Origin of the sequence: Pseudomonas fluorescens (assembly GCF_018614655.1) — a bacterium.
Lineage (GTDB): Bacteria > Pseudomonadota > Gammaproteobacteria > Pseudomonadales > Pseudomonadaceae > Aquipseudomonas > Aquipseudomonas fluorescens_BX.
Genome location: NZ_JAGGOG010000011.1, coordinates 89,925 through 109,316 on the forward strand (window position 1 = coordinate 89,925; position 19,392 = coordinate 109,316).

The following is a 19,392-nucleotide window of genomic DNA, read 5'->3' on the forward strand; positions in this document are numbered from 1 at the left end:
GCTCCTCGCCAACTTCAACAGCCTTTTTCCATTCGGAACAAGCTGTTACTGTACCGATCATAAAGCCCAAGCCGCCTGGATCGGATCTCTGACTTGAAGCGTCCCCTCCTTCTACTAATAAGTCTGGCCTTGAGCTTTTCCGCGAACGCGACCATCACCGAGAGCCACGGTTATGCGCAGTTCGGCACGCTCAAGTACCCGGCAAAATTCACCCACTTCGATTGGGTAAACCCCGCAGCGCCCAAAGGCGGCACCTTGCGGGTCATGGCGTTTGGCACCTTCGACACCCTCAACCCCTATACCTTCAAGGGCTCAAGCCCGGTTTCCACCGCCAACTTCCTGCAATACGGGGTCAACGAGCTCAATGAGCCGCTGATGGTCGGCACCGGCCAGTACGCCCCTTCCGGCGATGAGCCCACGTCCAGTTATGGCCTGATTGCGCAGTCGGTGGAATACAGCGAAGACCGCAGTTGGGTGGTGTTCAACCTGTGCCCGCAAGCACGCTTCCACGACGGCAAGCCGATTACCGCCGACGACGTGGCATTTTCCTACCGCACGCTGCTGACCGAAGGCCACCCGCAATACCGCACCAATCTGCAGGAAGTCGCGCGAGTTGACGTGCTCAACCCTCATCGCATCCGTTTTGTATTCAAACGCGCCGGCAACCCGCTGCTTATCCTGCGCCTTGGGGAGCTGCCGGTACTGCCCCAGCACTACTGGAAAAATCGGGATTTCAAGGCCACCACCTTCGAACCGCCGCTCGGCAGTGGGCCTTATCGCATCAGCAAGGTAACGCCTGGCCGGCAACTGGTGTTTGAACGGGTCAAGGACTACTGGGGCAAGGACCTGCCGATCAACCGCGGGTTCTACAATTACGACAAGGTCGAGGTGGAGTTCTACCGCGACAGCGACGTGGCCTTCGAAGCCTTCAAGGCCGGTGAGTTCGATATCTATATCGAACATCAAGCGAAGAACTGGGCCAACGGCTACAACTTCCCGGCGGTCAATCGCGGCGAGGTGATCAAAGCGCAGATCGCCCACCAGATTCCCACCCAAAGCCAGGGCCTGTTCATGAACAGCCGGCGCCCGACCTTCAGCCAGGCCAAGGTCCGCGAAGCGCTGGGGCTGATGTTCGATTTCGAGTGGACCAACCGCACACTGTTCAGCGGCGCCTACAAACGCACACTGAGCTACTACCCCAACAGTGAATTCTCCGCCACCGGAGTGCCGGTGGGCCATGAATGGTTGATGCTGTCACCCTACCGAGATCAGTTGCCGGCCAATCTTTTCACCCAGGCGTTCAGCTTGCCCCAGACCGACGGGCGCGGCATTCCCAGGGACACAATGCGCCGCGCCCTGGCCTTGCTGGCCGAGTCCGGCTGGAAGCTGTCCGGGCAGCGCCTGCTCAACAGCGACGGGCTGCCTTTACGCCTGGAGATCCTGCTGGTCAATCCGAATCTGGAGCGGATCCTGCAACCTTATGTAGAGAATCTGGCAAGCATCGGCGTCGAGGCCCGCTTGCGCACGGTCGACCGGGCACAGTACAAACAGCGCCTCGATCAATTCGACTTCGACATGATTCTGATGACCCTCAACCAGACCCTGAGCCCGGGCCTTGAGCAGTGGCAGTACTTCCACTCCAGCCAGGCCGGGATCAAAGGCAGCAAGAATTACGCGGGCATTGCCAACCCGGTGGTCGATCATTTGCTGGAACAACTGCTGGCGGCGCAAACCCGTGACGAACAATTGGCCGCCGGCCGGGCCCTGGACCGGGTCCTGCTGTGGCAGCACTACAGTATTCCCAACTGGTACCTCAACTATCATCGCCTGGCGTACCGCAACCGGTTCGCCTTCGTCACCACGCCGCCCTACAGCCTGGGCCTGAGCGCATGGTGGCTGAAAGCTTCGGAGAAAGCCCAATGATGCCTTTGCGTACTGCGATTCTTGGCGGCCTGTTGTTTTGCGCAGCGGCCAACGCCGCCCCGCAACATGCCCTGACCCTCTACAACGAACCCCCCAAATACCCCGCCGACTTCAAACACGTCGACTACGTCAACCCCGATGCACCCAAGGGCGGGACGTTTCGCGAGTCCAGCATGGCCGGTTTCGATAGCCTCAACCCGTTTATCAGCAAGGGCGTGCCGGCAGACAATATCACCCTGATCTACGACACCCTGGCCCAGCAAAGCCTGGATGAGCCCATCACTGAATACGGCCTGGTGGCGGGCAAGATCGAAAAAGCTCCCGACAACAGTTGGGTACGCTTCTACCTACGCCCTGAAGCGCACTTCCACGACGGCCACCCCATGCGTGCCGAGGACGTGGTGTTCAGCTTCCAGACCCTGATCAAACAGGGCTCGCCGATCTACCGCACCTACTATGCCGACGTCGATGAAGTGGTGGCCGAAGACCCGCTGAGGGTGCTGTTCAAGTTCAAGCGCACCAATAATCGCGAACTGCCATTGATCCTCGGTCAACTGCCGGTACTGCCCAAGCACTGGTGGGCCACCCGCGACTTCAGCAAGGGCAACCTGGAGATTCCACTGGGCAGCGGCCCGTACAAGGTGGCCGAGGTCAAGGCCGGCCGTTCGGTTCGCTACGAGCGGGTCAAGGATTACTGGGGCAAGGACCTGCCGATCAACCAAGGCTTCTATAACTTCGATTACCGCGTCACCGACTATTACCGCGACAACACCGTCGCCCTGGAAGCCCTCAAGGCCGGACAGTTCGATTACTGGCTGGAAATCAGCGCGAAGAACTGGGCCAACGCCTACAACATCCCCGCCGTGGCTCAGCGGCGCCTGATCAAGGAAGAGATTCCCAACGGCAACCCCACTGGGATGCAGGGCTTCGTCTTCAACATCCGCAAACCGATGTTCCAGGATGTACGGGTACGCAAGGCCATCAGCCTGTTGCTGGACTTTGAATGGAGTAACAAGCAGCTGTTCAATGGCGCCTATACCCGCAGCCGCAGCTATTTCGAAAACTCCGACATGGCCGCCACCGGCCTGCCCGGCCCGGATGAACTGGCGATTCTCGAGCCGCTGCGGGACAAGATCCCACCCCAGGTGTTTAGCCAAGCCTTCGAGCCCGCCAAGACCGACGGCAGCGGCATGATTCGCACTCAGCAACGCGAGGCCTATCAACTGCTGCAAGAGGCTGGCTGGCGTATCGTCGACGACAAGATGGTCGATGCCACCGGCAAACCGGTGACCATTGAGTTCCTGCTGGCCCAGACCGAATTCGAGCGCATTCTGCTGCCGTTCAAGCGCAACCTGGCGGACCTGGGCATTGACCTGGTGATTCGCCGCGTCGACGTCTCGCAGTACATCAACCGCATCCGCTCGCGGGATTTCGACATGGTGGTGGGCAGCTTCCCGCAATCTTCGTCGCCGGGTAACGAGCAGCGTGAATTCTGGAAATCCTCCAGTGCCGACAATCCGGGCAGCCGCAACATTGGCCTGAAAGACCCAGCCATCGATCAGTTGGTGGAAGAGCTGATCGACGCCGACTCCCGCAAAAGCCTGATCGCCCATGCCAAGGCGCTGGACCGCGTGCTGCAGTTCGGCTACTACGTGATCCCCAACTGGCACATCAAGACGTTCCGTGTGGCCTATTGGGATCATCTGGGCCATCCAAAGGTTTCGCCGCTGTACGACGTCGGCACCGCCACCTGGTGGAGCAAACCCGACGCCAAGCCTGCCGTGACCCTGGACACCAACCAAACAGCCGATCCGGCGAGTGGGGGCAACTGAGATGCTGGCTTATATTTTCCGCCGACTGCTGCTGATCATCCCCACCTTGTTCGGCATCTTGCTGATCAACTTCGTGATCATCCAGGCCGCCCCCGGAGGCCCGGTGGAACAGATGATCGCCAAGCTCGAAGGCTTTGAAGGCGCCACCAGCCGTATTGCGGGCGGCGGCGCCGAAGTCTCGGTGGCGGGCTCCAGTTACCGTGGTGCCCAGGGCCTGGACCCGGAGCTGATCAAGGAAATCGAGAAGATGTACGGCTTCGACAAATCGGCGCCGGAACGCTTGTGGATCATGGTCAAGAACTACGCCCGGCTGGACTTTGGCGACAGCTTCTTTCGCGACGCCAAGGTGATCGACCTGATCAAGGAAAAGATGCCGGTGTCCATTTCCCTCGGACTGTGGAGCACCCTGATCATGTACCTGGTGTCGATACCGCTGGGCATCGCCAAGGCCACCCGCCATGGCAGCCACTTCGATGTCTGGACCAGCTCGGCAATCATCGTCGGCTATGCCATTCCGGCTTTCCTGTTTGCCATCTTGCTGATCGTGGTGTTTGCCGGCGGCAGCTATTTCGACTGGTTCCCCTTGCGTGGGCTGACCTCCAACAACTTTGACGAATTGAGCTGGGGCGGCAAGATCCTCGACTATTTCTGGCACCTGGCCCTGCCCGTCACCGCTCTGGTGATCGGTAACTTTGCGACCATGACGCTGCTGACCAAAAACAGCTTCCTCGACGAAATCAACAAACAGTACGTGGTTACCGCCAAGGCCAAGGGCCTGACCAACCACCGCGTGCTCTATGGCCACGTGTTCCGCAACGCCATGCTGCTGGTGATTGCCGGCTTCCCCTCGGCGTTTATCGGGATTTTCTTTACCGGCTCCTTGCTGGTGGAAGTGATCTTCTCCCTCGACGGTCTGGGCCTCATGAGTTTTGAAGCGGCGATCAACCGCGACTATCCGGTGGTGTTTGGCACGCTGTTTATCTTCACCCTGCTGGGTCTGGTGGTGAAACTGATCGGCGACCTCACCTACACCCTGGTGGACCCACGCATCGACTTCGCCAGCCGGGAGCATTGAGATGAACCTATCCCCCCTCAATCGCCGACGCTTCGAACGTTTCAAGGCCAACAAGCGCGGCTGGTGGTCGCTGTGGCTGTTTTTGATCCTGTTTGGCCTGAGCCTCGGCGCCGAGCTGATCGCCAACGATAAACCGCTGGCCGTGCATTACGACGGCGACTGGTATTTCCCGGCGCTCAAGCGTTATCCGGAAACCACCTTCGGCGGCGAATTCCCTCTGGAAGCCAACTACAAGAGCCCGTATATCCGCGAACTGCTCAAGGCCAAGGACGCCTGGACCCTGTGGGCGCCGATCCCCTTCAGCTACCAGAGCATCAACTACGATTTGAAAGTCCCGGCCCCTGCCCCCCCCTCCGCCGGCAACCTGCTGGGCACTGACGACCAGGGCCGTGACGTGCTCGCGCGGGTGATCTACGGCTTCCGGGTCTCGGTGTTGTTTGCCCTGACCCTGACGGTGCTCAGCTCGATCATTGGGGTGATCGCCGGCGCCTTGCAGGGCTTCTATGGCGGCTGGGTGGACCTGGCCGGGCAACGCTTCCTGGAGATCTGGTCCGGCTTGCCGGTGCTGTACTTGCTGATCATCCTTGCCAGTTTCGTACAGCCCAACTTCTGGTGGCTGCTGGGGATCATGCTGCTGTTTTCCTGGATGAGCCTGGTGGACGTGGTGCGCGCCGAGTTCCTGCGCGGACGCAACCTGGAATATGTGCGGGCAGCCCGCGCCCTGGGAATGCAGAACGGTGCAATCATGTTCCGCCATATCCTGCCCAATGCGATGGTCTCGACCATGACTTTCATGCCGTTCATCCTGACGGGTGCTATCGGCACTCTGACTGCCCTAGACTTCCTGGGATTTGGCCTGCCCGCCGGCTCCCCGTCCCTCGGCGAGCTGGTGGCCCAGGGCAAATCCAACCTGCAGGCGCCGTGGCTGGGCATGAGTGCCTTTGCCGTGTTGGCGATCATGTTGAGTTTGCTGGTGTTTATCGGCGAGTCCGCTCGCGATGCCTTCGACCCGAGGAAATGATATGAATCAGGACAATCTGATCGAAGTCCGTGACCTCTCCGTCGAGTTCGTTGTGGGCACCAGCCACCAGCGTGTGGTGGAAAACGTCAGCTTTGATATCAAGCGCGGCGAGACCCTGGCATTGGTGGGCGAAAGTGGTTCCGGCAAGTCGGTAACCGCCCATTCGATCCTGCGCCTGCTGCCCTACCCGCTGGCGCGACATCCTTCGGGGACGATCCAGTACGCCAACCACGACCTGTTGACCCTGAAAGAAAAAACCATCCGGCATATTCGCGGCAACCGCATTGCGATGATCTTCCAGGAGCCGATGACCTCGTTGAACCCGCTGCACTCCATCGAGAAGCAGATCAACGAAGTGCTCAGCCTGCACAAGGGGCTGACGGGTAAAGTCGCCACCCAACGCACCCTGGAACTGCTGGAGCTGGTGGGCATTCCCGAGCCTCACAAACGTTTGAAAGCCCTGCCCCACGAATTGTCTGGCGGCCAGCGCCAGCGGGTGATGATCGCCATGGCCCTGGCCAACGAGCCGGAGCTGTTGATCGCCGACGAGCCGACCACAGCCCTCGACGTGACCGTACAGCTTAAAATCCTCGAACTGCTCAAGGAGTTGCAGGCCCGCCTGGGCATGGCGCTGCTGCTGATCAGCCATGACTTGAACCTAGTGCGGCGCATCGCCCATCGGGTATGCGTGATGCAGCGCGGCTGTATTGTCGAGCAAGCCGAGTGCGAAACGCTGTTCCAGTCACCGCAGCACCCTTACACCCAGGAACTGCTGGCCGCCGAGCCCAGCGGCTTGCCGGCTACCAACGAGATTGGCCCGCCGTTGCTGGAAGTCGATGACCTGAAAGTCTGGTTCCCGATCAAGAAAGGGTTTTTGCGCAGCACCATTGATTACGTCAAGGCCGTGGATGGCATCAACTTCAGCCTGCCTCAGGGCCAGACCCTGGGCATCGTCGGTGAAAGCGGCTCTGGTAAGTCCACCTTGGGCCTGGCCATCCTGCGCCTGATCGGCAGCAAGGGCGGGATTCGTTTCGAAGGGCACCAACTGGACCGCCTGAGCCAGCAGCAGGTCCGGCCGCTGCGCCGGGAAATGCAGGTGGTGTTCCAGGACCCGTTTGGCAGCCTGAGCCCGCGCATGTGCGTCAGCGAAATCGTCGGTGAAGGCCTGCGCATCCACAAAATGGGCAGCGCGGCCGAGCAAGAGGCGGCCATTATCGCCGCCCTCAAGGAAGTGGGCCTGGACCCGGAAACCCGCCATCGCTACCCCCATGAGTTTTCCGGCGGCCAGCGCCAACGTATCGCCATCGCCCGGGCCCTCGTGCTCAAGCCGCGGCTGATCCTGCTGGATGAACCGACCTCAGCCCTGGACCGCACCGTACAACGCCAGGTGGTGGAGCTGCTGCGCCACTTGCAGACCAAATACAACCTGACCTACCTGTTCATCAGCCATGACCTGGCGGTGGTCAAGGCATTGAGTCACCAGTTGATGGTGGTCAAGCATGGGCAAGTGGTTGAGCAAGGCGATGCCAAGGCGATCTTTGCCGATCCCCAGCATGCCTACACCCGGCAGTTGCTGGAGGCGGCGTTTTTGGTGCCAAGCCCCGCCTGACCCCATCGCTGTCGAGCCCCGGCGAGGCTGCGTAGGGGCCAACACCGTTCTTCCTGATGGACTTTGGAAACGTCGGGTGTTTGGTTTTCTGTTTGTGGTGTGGCCTTACGTAGCCTTGCCGGGGCTGGGCAACGGCTACGGTGTGCTTACGTCGGACCAACCCGTTGAGCCGACACTTGTGCAAAAGCAAACCAATATCATTTGCACTGCCTCTGCCCCTTTGCTTTAATCGCGACCAATTCCTATTTACACCAAGGCTTGCGGGCTGGATGGCTATTGTGTCGACCTCACCTACCTCTTTCAGCCACCTCTATGGCACCCACCATTCCTGGCTGCTCGGGTTGTTGCGTCGGCGCCTGAGCAACCGCTGGGATGCGGCCGACCTGGCCCACGATACCTTTATTCGCGTACTCAAGCGTCCGCCCGAGGCCGCCGATGCCTTGCGCGAGCGCTCCTACCTGGCAACCATCGCCCGTGGCCTGTGCATTGATCACTGGCGTCGACGGCAACTGGAGCAAGCCTGGTTGCAGACCCTCGCAGCACGACCTGAAGCCTTGCAGCCGTCCCCGGAACAACGGGCAATTATCGTCGAGACCCTGTACGAAGTGGACGCCATGCTGGCGCGCCTGCCGAGGAAGGTCAGCGAGGCATTCCTGCTGGCACAGCTGCAGGGCATGCCCTACAAGCAAATCGCGACCCAGCTCGGCGTTTGTGAGCGCATGGTGAAAAAGTACCTGGCACAAGCCTTATTGCATTGTGCCGTGCTGGAAGCCGAACTCGACGGGCTACTGGTGGAATGAACACTCCAGGCAAACTCAGTCATTCAAGCCTGCAACAGGCTGCCCAATGGTACGTGCGCCTGCAAGATCAGCAGGCCTGCGCCCAGGAACAACAGCGCTGGCAAACCTGGCTGGGACAAAGCTGTGAACACCAGGCCGCCTGGCGTTATGTGGAGCGCGTCAGCCAACGCTTTGTACCGCTGGCCGAAGAGGCCCACGGTGCCAGTCGTGCATTGCGCAGTTCTCGGCGCCAGACCCTCAAGACGCTGCTGGTGCTGTGTTCCGGCACGGCATTGGGCTGGGGCACCTGGCGCAACACCGCTTTGCCCAAACTGATGGGCGGCTTGAACGCCGACTATGCCACCCCCCAGGGCGAAACACGCGAAGCACTGCTGGCTGACGGCAGTCATCTGTGGCTCAACGCATTGAGCGCCCTGGATGTGCGCTTCGACAGCCAGCAACGCCTGCTGCATCTGCGCTTCGGAGAGGTGCTGATCGAGACCGCCAAGGAGGCGAGCCGCCCGTTTCGGGTGGAGACCAAACAAGGCTCGATGCGAGCCTTGGGTACTCGCTTCAGCGTTTTGCAGGAGGGGGAGCGTACCGTTCTCAACGTATTTGAAGGCCGGGTCGAGGTACGCACTGCCGTCAGCCAGCAAACACAGATTATTGAAGCCGGGCATCAGGTGACATTCACCGCCAATGCACTGGCTCCTGCAGCACCGGCGTCAGCCAGCCGCGAGGCCTGGAGCCGTGGGGTGCTGCTGGCAGACAACCTGCCCCTGGGCCAATTGATTGGCGAACTGAACCGCTACCGCCCCGGCCACCTGGGGTGTGATCCGGCGGTGGCGCAGTTGGCGGTAATGGGCTCGTTCCCCCTCAAAGACAGCGATCATGCCTTGCTCCTGCTGGAAGCGGCTTTGCCCATCAAGGTGGAAAGGCTCCTGCCTTGGTGGGTCACGGTCAGTCCGAAAACCTTATCGGTCTGATTTTTTTAAACCACCGGTTCCCTTTTCAAAGTCTCGTTCGGTTAACCCTTCAGACGCTTTCACATTCGCCGAACGACTTGATCCAAAGGGAACCTCCATGTCGCAACCCGCTCGTTTCGCTCTGCGCCCATTGACGCTGGCCATCACTGCCACCCTGCTCGGCTTCGGCGCGTTCAACGTGCAAGCCGCCGAGACGCCATCGATGCAAGAAGCTTCCCGAAGCTACAACATCGCAGGCGGATCGCTGGTCAGTGTGCTGAACCGCTTCGCCGAGCAATCCGGTATTTTCATCGCCGGCCACAACAGCCTGGCCACCGGAAAAACCAGCCAGGGCCTCAATGGCAGCTACACCCCGGCCAGCGGTTTGCAACGCCTGTTGCAAGGTAGCGGCTTGCAGGCCTTACCCCAAGGCAACAATGGCTACGTATTGGAGCTGACACCTGCAAGTACCGGCGCCCTGGAGTTGGGCGCCACTACCATTTCCGGTGAGGGCCTGGGCGCCACCACCGAAGACAGCCATTCCTACACCACCGGTTCGATGTCCTCAGCCACGGGCTTGCCCTTGTCGATCCGCGAAACGCCGCAATCGGTCACGGTCATCACCCGCCAGCAAATGGACGACCAGGGCTCCAACACCATCGCCGACACCTTGCGCCGCGCGCCTGGCGTCAGCGTGCAGAACTACGACAGCGAACGCTGGGAGTTTTCCAGCCGCGGCCTGCCGATCACCAACTTCCAGTACGACGGCGTCAACTCAACCTACGACGGCGTGTATGACTACGGCCAGACCAGCACCGACATGGCGGTCTACGATCACCTGGAAATCATCAAAGGCTCCTCAGGTTTGTTGACCGGCTCCGGCGACCCCTCGGCCACCGTCAATTTGATCCGAAAAAAACCTACCCGGGATTTCAAGGCGTCAGTCACGCAGACGTTCGGTTCATGGGACAACTACCGCACCGAAGGCGATATCTCCGGGCCACTGACCGAGTCGGGGAATGTGCGCGGGCGCTTCGTGGGTGTTTACCAGGACCGCCAGTCCTACCTCGATCATTACCAGAACACCAAGGACATCGCCTACGGCATCCTCGAAGCCGACCTCACGCCGGACACATTGCTGACCGTTGGCATCGACCAACAGGACACCCGTTCCCGAGGTGCCAGCTGGACCGGTTTCCCGATGTATTTCAGCAACGGCTCACGGACGGACTTCTCGCGCTCGTTCAACCCGGCCGCCGACTGGAGCCGCCGCGACTTCCAGAACCAGACGCTCTTTGCCTCCGTGCAGCAGCAACTGGCCAATGACTGGTCATTGAAAGTCAGTCTCGACCGCAAGCGCAGCCAACATGACACCTTGCTGGCCTCCGCCAGTGGCGGCAATCCGGACCCGGTCACAGGGGACGGCATGTACATGTTCATGGGCAAGTACATAGGCGACCAGGTGCAGAACACCCTGGACGTCAACCTCAATGGCCCGTTCAGCCTCTTTGGCCGCGAGCACGAGTTGATCATGGGCTTTATGGCCACCCGTTCGAAACAGGATATTCCGGTCTACGGCTCGATCTACCCGCCGGTGGGCGGCAGCATCTACAACTGGCGTGGGGAATACGCCAAGCCCGATATCCCGCGCAGTGGCCAGAACGACATTGTCCAACGCCAGACCGGTGCCTACCTGGCCACCCGCCTGAAGCCGACCGATGATCTGTCGGTCATTCTCGGCACCCGGATCAGTCACTTCAGTGGCACCGACAAGACTGACTTCTATGACCCAGCCAAAATCGACAACCACACGACCTACCGCCAAAGTGGTGTGGTCACGCCCTACGCCGGTATCGTCTACGACCTCAACGACATCTGGTCGGTGTATACCAGCTACACCAAGATCTACAAACCGCAGTCGAGCAAGGACGCCAGTGGCAAGCTGCTCGACCCGGTCGAGGGCGACACCTACGAGGCCGGGCTCAAGGCGGCATTTTTCGATGGCCGCCTGAATGCCAGTTTCGCGGCGTTCCGCATCGAACAGGACAACGTGGCCCAGTACGTTTCCGGCTTTGAAACCGACTCGATCTATCGCCCGATTGCCGGCGCCACCACCAAAGGTTTTGAAGTGGAGCTGGCAGGTGAAGTGCTGGACGGCTGGAATGTCTCGGCAGGCTACACCTACCAGCACACCCGCGACGCCAATGACGACTACGTCTACAGCTCGGTACTGCAAACCACTACCCCGCAGCAAGTGGTGCGCCTGTTCAACGCCTATCGCCTGCCAGGCGCCCTGGAGAAGATGACAGTGGGCGCCGGGGTAAACTGGCAAAGCGAGTTCTTCGGCAATGTGTTCCAGCCAGACCCCAATGATACGGTCAACTTCGGCCACAACTCGCGCATCACCCAGGACAGCTACTACCTGGTGGACTTGATGGCGCGCTACCGCTTCAACGATCACCTCAGCACAACGCTGAACGTGAAGAACCTGTTCGACAAGAAGTACTACACGGGCTTGGGCAATTTCGGCACCGGGTTCTATGGCGAACCGCGTAGCTTGCAACTGGCCACCAAATGGGACTTCTGAACTGAGGCCTGTGGCGATTGCGCACAGCACTGTGTAATGATCGGGGCTTGATCTTGCGTGAAAGGGAGTCACAGACATGTCGCTGAACGCCACGGACCACCTTTCACACTCGCCGCTTTTCTGGCGTGATGACAAGCTGCCGTTCATCGAAGCGCGAACCATCGCCGATGGGCGCAAGGTCTGTTACACGCGCCATTCCCACGAGCACTTCTCCATTGGCGCGATCACTGCCGGGCAAAGCCTGTATCTACACGGCCCGGACACGTTCCAGATCAGCGCCGGTACCGTGGTATTGATGAACCCTGGTGACGTTCATGCCTGCAATCCCCTTTACGACCAGCCCTGGTCCTATCACATGCTGTACATCGACACGCCATGGCTGATCGACCTGCAGCACCAGTTGGGTTTCAGTACCGACCTGGGATTTCGTCCCTTCACGACCACCCACACCCAGGACAGCGTGTTGTATGCCGGGCTGGCCGAGCTGTATCCGCTATTGGTGGACGAGCAGGCCGAGCACCTGCAAAAGCAGAGTGCCATCGTGAGTTTCTTCACTGAGGTGCAACAGCGTCTGAACCCGGCGCAGACGGTGGTACGTGAGGTCAATCACAAGCTGGAACGGGCTGCCGAGTACATTCGCGAGCACTGTACCGAGGCGTTGAAGCTCGAAGATATTTGCCTGGCGGCAGAGCTGTCGCCGTCCTACCTGATCCGCGCGTTCAAGCAGTATTACGGCATGACGCCCCATGCGTTCCTGGTCAACCGGCGGATCCAGTTTGCCCGCACCCAACTGCGCAGCGGCCAGTTGATCGCCGACGTTGCACTGGCGGCCGGCTTCGCTGATCAGGCGCACTTCCAGCGCACCTTCAAACAACACTTCGCCGCTACGCCAGGGCAATATCGCAGCTGATTCAAGCCAGCAGCAGATACCCAACACTGGCCACCAGCAAGGCTGCCATCGACCGATTGAACAGGCGCACGCCTTGAGGATTGTTCAGGTAGCGCCGCAGGAACGTCCCGGCATAAGCCCAGCACGCCACCGACAAGTAGCAAATGACCAGGTAGATCACTGCAAACAGCCAAACCTGTTGCGCATCTCCATCAGCTACAAACAACCCCATGCCCGCCACACAGGCCAGCCATGCTTTGGGATTGAGCCACTGCATGACCGCGCCGTAGAGCATCGAGGGCGCGGTCGCCGTTCCTTCGGCCTCCAGCCGCCCATCATCGACTGCCAACTTGTAGGCCATGTACAGCAGGAACGCCACGCCACCCCATTGGATCAACTGGGTCAGCAGCGGCCAGCGTATCAGCACCTCATGCAGCCCCAGGCCAATCAGTACCAGCAACAGGGTGAACCCCAGGGCGGCCCCGGCCACATGCTTCTGACTGGCACCAAAACCAAAGCGCGCCCCCGAACTCAAGGCCACCACATTCACCGGTCCTGGCGTAATCGAAGTGGCCAGGGCGAAGGCGGCCATGGAGAGTATCAAGCTCATTGCGGTTCCCTTTTTGTTCTGACGATTGGAGTGGGGACCACGGTAAAGCGCCGCCTGAGGCGCGTATTGAAGAAAATGCCCCTCACTCCCCCGTCATCCGCTCCAGGCTGTTACTCAAATGCAGCAGCATCGCCGCCCTGGCCGCGTCCGGGTCCTGGCGACGGATGGCCTTGAGGATGGCCTCGTGTTCCAGGTTCGCCAGTTGCCCCAATTTCATCAGGTCTGCATCGCCACGCTCCTGGGCATTGATCCGCGTACGAGGGATCACTGAGTTGCCCAGGTGATAGATCACATCGGTGAAATAGGTATTGCCGGTAGCCTGGGCGATCAGTCGATGAAAGCGCACGTCGGGCTCGACGCTGCCGTCGTTGTTGGCCAGCGAGTCCTGGTAATCGTCCAGGGCCTGGCGCATCTGTTGCAGTTGTTGATCAGTACGGCGCAGCGCCGCCAGGGCCGCGGCCTGGGTTTCCAGCCCCAGACGCAACTCCAGGATGCCGCGCACGCTGACGGCCGTGTCGTGGGTCAGGTGCAAGCCCTGGCGCTCGTCCCGCGCCAGCACGAAGGTGCCCACGCCGTGACGGGTTTCCACCAGCCCCGCCGCCTGCAACTTGGAAATCGCTTCACGCACCACCGTGCGACTGACGCCGTATTCGCCGACGATAGCCGACTCGGATGGCAGCTTTTCCCCCGGCACCATCTGCCCCAGAAGGATGCGCTGGGTCAGCGCCGTAACGATGTCATGGGCCAGGCCCGGGGAGCGCTTGCGAATAAGGGTGCCGCTTTCGTTTTGCATCGGGACGTCCGGTCGAGAGTGCCCGCCAATACTAGCATTCCCACGGACCCGCGACAGCGCCTATCTTGTATGACAACTAATAAATAGATTCACCCTCTCGGATCAGCACCCGTGGCTCGATAAGCGCAAACAACCCCGCAATACCGAAGAAATCTACTCATAAGGGGATTGCCACCTTCAAAAATCAAGTTGTATGATGCCTATCAAGTTGTCAGACATCTCGGACAGCCAAACACATCCCCGCACAACAATAATCAGTGGGAGTTTTGCCTCGTGACCCCTTCAAGCCCTGCGACAGCTGCGCCTGCTCTCGACCCGATCCTGGCCCGCGCCATCAAGAAGGTGAAGAGCCATGTGCTCCCCCTCTTCGTGATCATGTTCATCGTCAACTACATTGACCGCGTCAACATCGGTTTCGTCCGTACTCATATGGAGCATGACCTGGGCATCGGTGCGGCGGCCTATGGCTTTGGTGCCGGACTGTTCTTCATCGGTTATGCCTTGTTTGAAGTGCCCTCCAACATGCTCCTGCAAAAAGTCGGCGCGCGTATCTGGCTGACTCGGATCATGTTCACCTGGGGCATCACCGCCACCCTGATGGCGTTCATCCAGAACGAAACCCACTTCTACATCTTGCGCTTTCTGTTGGGAGTAGCCGAAGCCGGCTTTTTCCCGGGTGTGATCTACTACTTCACCCGCTGGCTGCCTGGCGTCGAGCGCGGCAAGGCCATCGCCATCTTCCTCAGCGGCTCCGCCCTCGCCTCGCTGATTTCCGGGCCATTGTCCGGCGTGCTGCTGCAAATCACCGGCCTGGGCCTGCATGGCTGGCAGTGGATGTACATCATCGAAGGCATGGCCTCGGTACTGCTGTGCTTTTTCGTCTGGTTCTGGCTGGACTCAAAACCCCATGATGCCAAATGGCTCAGTCGCGAAGAGCAGGATGCGCTGGTCAATGAGATCGACCGCGAACAGCGCGAGCGTGACGCAGCCACCACCGTCAAACCGACCCTGGGCAAGTTGCTCAAAGACCGCCAGATCATGCTGTTCTGCGCCCTGTATTTCTGCATCCAGTTGACCATCTACGCGGCAACGTTCTGGCTGCCGAGCATCATCAAGAAAATGGGCGACTTGAGCGACATTCAGGTGGGCTTCTACAACTCGATCCCCTGGCTGATTTCGATCATCGCCATGTACACCTTCGCGGCCCTCGCCGGCAAGTTCAAGTTCCAGCAAGCCTGGGTCGCCACCGCACTGCTGATTGCGGCCGCCGGCATGTTCCTCTCCACCACCGGCGGGCCGATCTTTGCCTTTGTCGCGATCTGCTTTGCCGCCATCGGTTTCAAGTCAGCGTCCTCGCTGTTCTGGCCGATCCCCCAGGGTTACCTGGATGCACGGATCGCTGCAGCGGTGATCGCGCTGATCAACTCCATCGGCAACCTCGGCGGGTTTGTCGCGCCGACCACCTTTGGTTTCCTGGAACAGACCACCGGCTCGATTCAGGGCGGCCTGTATGGCTTGGCGGGCACGTCAATCCTGGCGGCCATCCTAGTGTTTTTCGCCAAGACCCTGCCCAGTCCAACCACCACCGGCGTGTTGCAACCCGCCCCTGCCGTGAGCAAATAAGGAAGACCCCATGAACACAGAACACCAGCACCACGCCAGCAATGCCCCGGTCGTCACTCATCTGGACGTCATTCCAGTGGCCGGCCATGACAGCATGCTGCTCAACCTCAGCGGCGCCCACGGCCCGTTCTTCACCCGTAATATCGTGATTCTCAAAGACAGCGCCGGGCATATTGGCGTCGGCGAAGTGCCCGGTGGCGAACGCATCCGCGAAACCCTGGAAGACGCTCGCAGCCTGGTGATCGGCAAGCCCATCGGCCAGTACCAGAGCATTCTCAATGCCATGCGGCGCACCTTTGCGGCCCGAGATAGTGCCGGGCGCGGCCAGCAGACGTTCGACCTGCGCATCACCATCCACGCCGTCACGGCCATGGAAGCCGCACTGCTGGACTTGCTCGGCCAGTTCCTCGAAGTACCGGTAGCGGCACTGCTGGGTGAAGGGCAGCAGCGGGACGCGGTGAAGATGCTCGGCTACCTGTTCTACATCGGTGATCGCCAGCAAACCGACCTGGCTTATCGCAGCGAAGACGATGCAGACGACTGGTTCCGACTGCGCCACGAACACGCCATGACCCCCGAGGCGATCGTGCGCCTGGCAGAAGCCGCCAAAGCCCGGTATGGCTTCAATGACTTCAAACTCAAGGGCGGCGTACTGCGCGGCGATGAAGAAATCGAAGCCGTTACGGCCCTGGCCGAGCGCTTCCCCGACGCCCGGATTACCCTGGACCCGAACGGCGCGTGGTCGTTGAAAGAAGCCATCGCCCTGTGCCGCGACCAGCACCACGTCCTGGCCTACGCCGAGGACCCCTGCGGCGCAGAAAATGGTTATTCGGGACGGGAAGTCATGGCCGAATTCCGGCGCGCCACAGGGCTGCCTACCGCGACCAACATGATCGCTACCGACTGGCGAGAAATGGGCCACGCGATCCAGTTGCAGTCGGTGGATATCCCTCTGGCCGACCCACACTTCTGGACGATGCAAGGCTCGGTACGGGTGGCGCAGATGTGCCACGAATGGGGCCTGACCTGGGGCTCACATTCCAACAATCACTTCGATATTTCCCTGGCCATGTTCACCCAGGTGGCAGCGGCCGCACCGGGGGATATCACTGCCATCGACACCCACTGGATCTGGCAGGATGGCCAGCGTCTGACCAAGGCGCCGTTGCAGATTGTCGATGGCCATATCCAGGTGCCGGCCAAGCCAGGCCTGGGGGTGGACATCGACATGGACGCCGTGGCCCACGCCCACGAGTTGTACAAAGGCATGGGCCTGGGAGCGCGCAACGACAGCGTCGCCATGCAGTTCCTGATTCCCGGCTGGACCTTTGATAACAAGCGGCCGTGCCTGGTGCGCTAAGCTCCGCCCATGATCAACGTGTAGTGCGCGCCGGTTCCGGCGCGCACGCCCTCTCTCACCACCAACGCCACCGAACCGGCAGCCGATAATGAAGTCGTACCGGCGTGATCGCGGCGGATGATTTTGATGGGCGCTATCGGGTGGTCATGCTGACGGCGCCTGACGCCTGAAAAGAAACCGCCAGCCTGGGTAACGTCTCACGCAAAACCGCCCTTAAGCAGCCGCAGCTCCAGATACTGCAGCAACATGATGGTCTTGCCGTCGACAATCGTGCCGTCGGCAACCTGTGCAATCGCCTCGTCAAATCCCAGCTCCAGCACCTCGATATCCTCGCCCTCTTCTTCCAGTCCGCCACCGTCGCCCACCCGGTCGCCAGGTCGGTATTCACCGATAAAGAAATGAATCCGCTCGGTGACCGAGCCGGGGCTCATGAAGGCAGAGTAGATCTTCTCGACATGACTCACCCGGTAGCCGGTCTCTTCTTCGGCCTCCAGACGAATACGCTCTTCGGGGCTCGCGTTGTCCAGCAAGCCCGCGGCGGCCTCGACCAAATAGCCATCGTGACCGTTGACGAAGGTCGGCATGCGGAACTGGCGGATCAGCAGTACCGTACGCTGCTCGCGGTTGTACAACAGGATCGTCGCACCGTTGCCACGGTCATAGACCTCACGGGTCTGGGCCTGCCAACTGCCATCGCGGCGGTGCAGGTCGAAGCTGTATTTTTTCAGCACGTACCAGTTATCGGAGAGGGTTTCTTCAGCAGTGATGCGAACGGGGCTGTTGTCCATGGGCAGGCCTTTTGTCGTGGGGCGGGGAGCATGTCGGGCCAGGCCGGGCAACGTCAAGTGATCGATGGCGCAGATAGACCGCAGAATGACTGTCGTCGAAATACTCCCTGTAGCGTGGCCGGGCCAGCCCACACACCGTCCACAGGCCCGACCGGCGACTCATAAACCCTCATTCCGACACCGGCTTTTCCGATAGCTGTCAAGCGCAACCCCACGCCATACTGGCTCGCAGCAGAAGTTGATCAAATATTAACCTGACGTTAAATCGCCATCCCTGCCGGGCTCCGGCAGGGTTATCCACAGAGATACCCACGGTTTTCGTGGACAACTCTTTTCACGTTTTACGATGTTTTTTCCGGGAAAGTCCCCGGCAACAAAATATCCCGCGTGACCTGACGAATATCGTTATACCCACACAGCGCCATGGACACATCCAGTTCCCTGGCGATGATATCCAGTGCCTTGGTGACACCGGCTTCACCCATGGCTCCAAGACCGTACAGGTGTGGCCTGCCGATCATCGTGCCCTTGGCCCCCAGCGCCACGGCCTTGAGCACGTCCTGACCGCTGCGGATGCCACCATCCAGCCACACTTCAATACGCTCACCTACCGCTTCGACGATGGCTGGCAATTGGCTGATGCTGGACGGTGCACCGTCCAACTGACGTCCACCATGGTTGCTGACAACCAGTGCATCGGCCCCGGAATCCGCTGCCAGTCGTGCATCTTCCACATCGAGAATGCCCTTGATGATCAGCTTGCCGCCCCAACAGCGCTTGATCCACTCCACGTCGGCCCAGCTCAGGCGCGGGTCGAATTGCTGGGCGGTCCAGGACGACAGGGAACTCATGTCTGCCACGCCCTTGACGTGACCGACGATATTGCCGAAACCGTGTCGCTTGGTGCCGAGCATGCCCATGGCCCAACGCGGCTTGGTCATGATGTTCAGCACGTTGGACAAGGTCAGCTTGGGTGGCGCCGACAGGCCATTGATCAGGTCTTTGTGGCGTTGCCCCAGAATCTGCAGGTCCAGGGTCAGCACCAGCGCATCCACCCCGGCGGCCTTGGCCCGCTCGATCAACTGTTCGATGAAGGCGCGGTCACGCATCACGTACAACTGAAACCAGAAGGGTTTGCCGACGTGCTCGGCAATGTCCTCCAGGGAACAGATGCTCATGGTCGACAGGGTGTAGCGCAAACCAAAAGCAGCCGCTGCACGCGCGGTGAGAATCTCGCCATCGGCGTGCTGCATGCCGGCCAGGCCCGTCGGCGCCAGGGCCACCGGCATGGCCATGTCCTGACCGATCATCGTGGCGCTGATCGAGCGCTCATCGATGTCACGCGCCACCCGCTGGCGAAACTTGATCCGGGCAAAGTCGCTTTCATTGGCCCGGTAAGTGCTCTCGGTCCACGACCCGGAATCAGCGTAGTCGTAGAACATGCGTGGTACGCGTTTTTGCGCCAGCTTGCGCAAGTCTTCGATGGTTGTGATCAGCGTCATCAATGTCACCTCTCCCGGAACGAGTCCAGAGAGTAA

The 19,392-nt window shown here is 60.3% G+C and carries 15 protein-coding genes; 11 read left to right on the forward strand and 4 right to left on the reverse strand.

Going from position 1 to position 19,392, the window contains the following annotated elements; all coding sequences use genetic code 11:
• Positions 1 to 93 precede the first annotated feature (93 nt).
• The 9 genes from J7E41_RS10790 (at position 94) to J7E41_RS10830 (ending at position 12,701) form a co-directional block, all read left to right on the forward strand.
• A complete protein-coding gene (locus tag J7E41_RS10790) occupies positions 94 to 1,923 on the forward strand; it encodes an extracellular solute-binding protein (protein ID WP_214992581.1) in 1,830 nt (609 codons plus the stop codon).
• Positions 1,920 to 3,755 (forward strand): extracellular solute-binding protein, encoded by a 1,836-nt coding sequence (locus tag J7E41_RS10795; protein WP_214992583.1) that lies wholly within the window; start codon positions 1,920 to 1,922, stop codon positions 3,753 to 3,755. Before J7E41_RS10790 ends, J7E41_RS10795 begins: the two co-directional genes overlap by 4 nt.
• 1 nt (position 3,756) lies before the next feature.
• Positions 3,757 to 4,830, forward strand: coding sequence for a microcin C ABC transporter permease YejB (locus J7E41_RS10800; protein WP_214992585.1), 1,074 nt, complete (start codon positions 3,757 to 3,759; stop codon positions 4,828 to 4,830).
• Position 4,831: 1 nt separating this feature from the next.
• On the forward strand, positions 4,832 to 5,851 hold the full coding sequence (locus J7E41_RS10805) for an ABC transporter permease (RefSeq protein ID WP_214992588.1): 1,020 nt from the start codon (positions 4,832 to 4,834) through the stop codon (positions 5,849 to 5,851).
• A 1-nt stretch (position 5,852) separates the two neighbouring features.
• Positions 5,853 to 7,460 carry an ABC transporter ATP-binding protein gene (locus J7E41_RS10810; RefSeq protein WP_214992591.1) on the forward strand — a complete coding sequence of 536 codons (1,608 nt, stop codon included), beginning with the start codon at positions 5,853 to 5,855 and terminating at the stop codon, positions 7,458 to 7,460.
• A 269-nt stretch (positions 7,461 to 7,729) separates the two neighbouring features.
• Positions 7,730 to 8,260, forward strand: coding sequence for a sigma-70 family RNA polymerase sigma factor (locus J7E41_RS10815; protein ID WP_214992594.1), 531 nt, complete (start codon positions 7,730 to 7,732; stop codon positions 8,258 to 8,260).
• Positions 8,257 to 9,225, forward strand: coding sequence for a FecR domain-containing protein (locus tag J7E41_RS10820; RefSeq protein WP_214992596.1), 969 nt, complete (start codon positions 8,257 to 8,259; stop codon positions 9,223 to 9,225). The genes J7E41_RS10815 and J7E41_RS10820 overlap by 4 nt, the downstream gene beginning before the upstream one ends.
• 97 nt (positions 9,226 to 9,322) lie before the next feature.
• Positions 9,323 to 11,791: a TonB-dependent siderophore receptor gene (locus J7E41_RS10825; protein ID WP_214992599.1), complete on the forward strand. Its 2,469-nt coding sequence runs from the start codon at positions 9,323 to 9,325 to the stop codon at positions 11,789 to 11,791.
• Between the two features lie 76 nt (positions 11,792 to 11,867).
• Entirely contained in the window at positions 11,868 to 12,701 is an 834-nt protein-coding gene (locus J7E41_RS10830) for an AraC family transcriptional regulator (RefSeq protein WP_214992601.1), read from the forward strand.
• A gap of 1 nt (position 12,702) precedes the next feature.
• Here the strand turns inward: J7E41_RS10830 and J7E41_RS10835 are convergent, their stop codons facing one another.
• Both J7E41_RS10835 and J7E41_RS10840 read right to left on the reverse strand, forming a co-directional pair.
• Positions 12,703 to 13,290: a LysE family translocator gene (locus J7E41_RS10835; RefSeq protein ID WP_214992603.1), complete on the reverse strand. Its 588-nt coding sequence runs from the start codon at positions 13,288 to 13,290 to the stop codon at positions 12,703 to 12,705.
• Positions 13,291 to 13,372: 82 nt separating this feature from the next.
• On the reverse strand, positions 13,373 to 14,083 hold the full coding sequence (locus J7E41_RS10840) for a FadR/GntR family transcriptional regulator (RefSeq protein WP_214992605.1): 711 nt from the start codon (positions 14,081 to 14,083) through the stop codon (positions 13,373 to 13,375).
• Between the two features lie 273 nt (positions 14,084 to 14,356).
• Here J7E41_RS10840 and J7E41_RS10845 point away from each other — a divergent pair, with 273 nt between their 5' ends.
• On the forward strand, positions 14,357 to 15,706 hold the full coding sequence (locus J7E41_RS10845; RefSeq protein ID WP_214992607.1) for an MFS transporter: 1,350 nt from the start codon (positions 14,357 to 14,359) through the stop codon (positions 15,704 to 15,706).
• Positions 15,707 to 15,716: 10 nt separating this feature from the next.
• Positions 15,717 to 17,066 (forward strand): glucarate dehydratase, encoded by a 1,350-nt coding sequence (gene gudD, locus J7E41_RS10850; RefSeq protein WP_214992610.1) that lies wholly within the window; start codon positions 15,717 to 15,719, stop codon positions 17,064 to 17,066.
• A 197-nt stretch (positions 17,067 to 17,263) separates the two neighbouring features.
• Here the strand turns inward: gudD and J7E41_RS10855 are convergent, their stop codons facing one another.
• Both J7E41_RS10855 and J7E41_RS10860 read right to left on the reverse strand, forming a co-directional pair.
• Positions 17,264 to 17,854 (reverse strand): NUDIX domain-containing protein, encoded by a 591-nt coding sequence (locus J7E41_RS10855; protein ID WP_214992613.1) that lies wholly within the window; start codon positions 17,852 to 17,854, stop codon positions 17,264 to 17,266.
• A 341-nt stretch (positions 17,855 to 18,195) separates the two neighbouring features.
• Positions 18,196 to 19,356 carry an alpha-hydroxy acid oxidase gene (locus J7E41_RS10860; RefSeq protein ID WP_214992616.1) on the reverse strand — a complete coding sequence of 387 codons (1,161 nt, stop codon included), beginning with the start codon at positions 19,354 to 19,356 and terminating at the stop codon, positions 18,196 to 18,198.
• Positions 19,357 to 19,392: the final 36 nt, after the last annotated feature.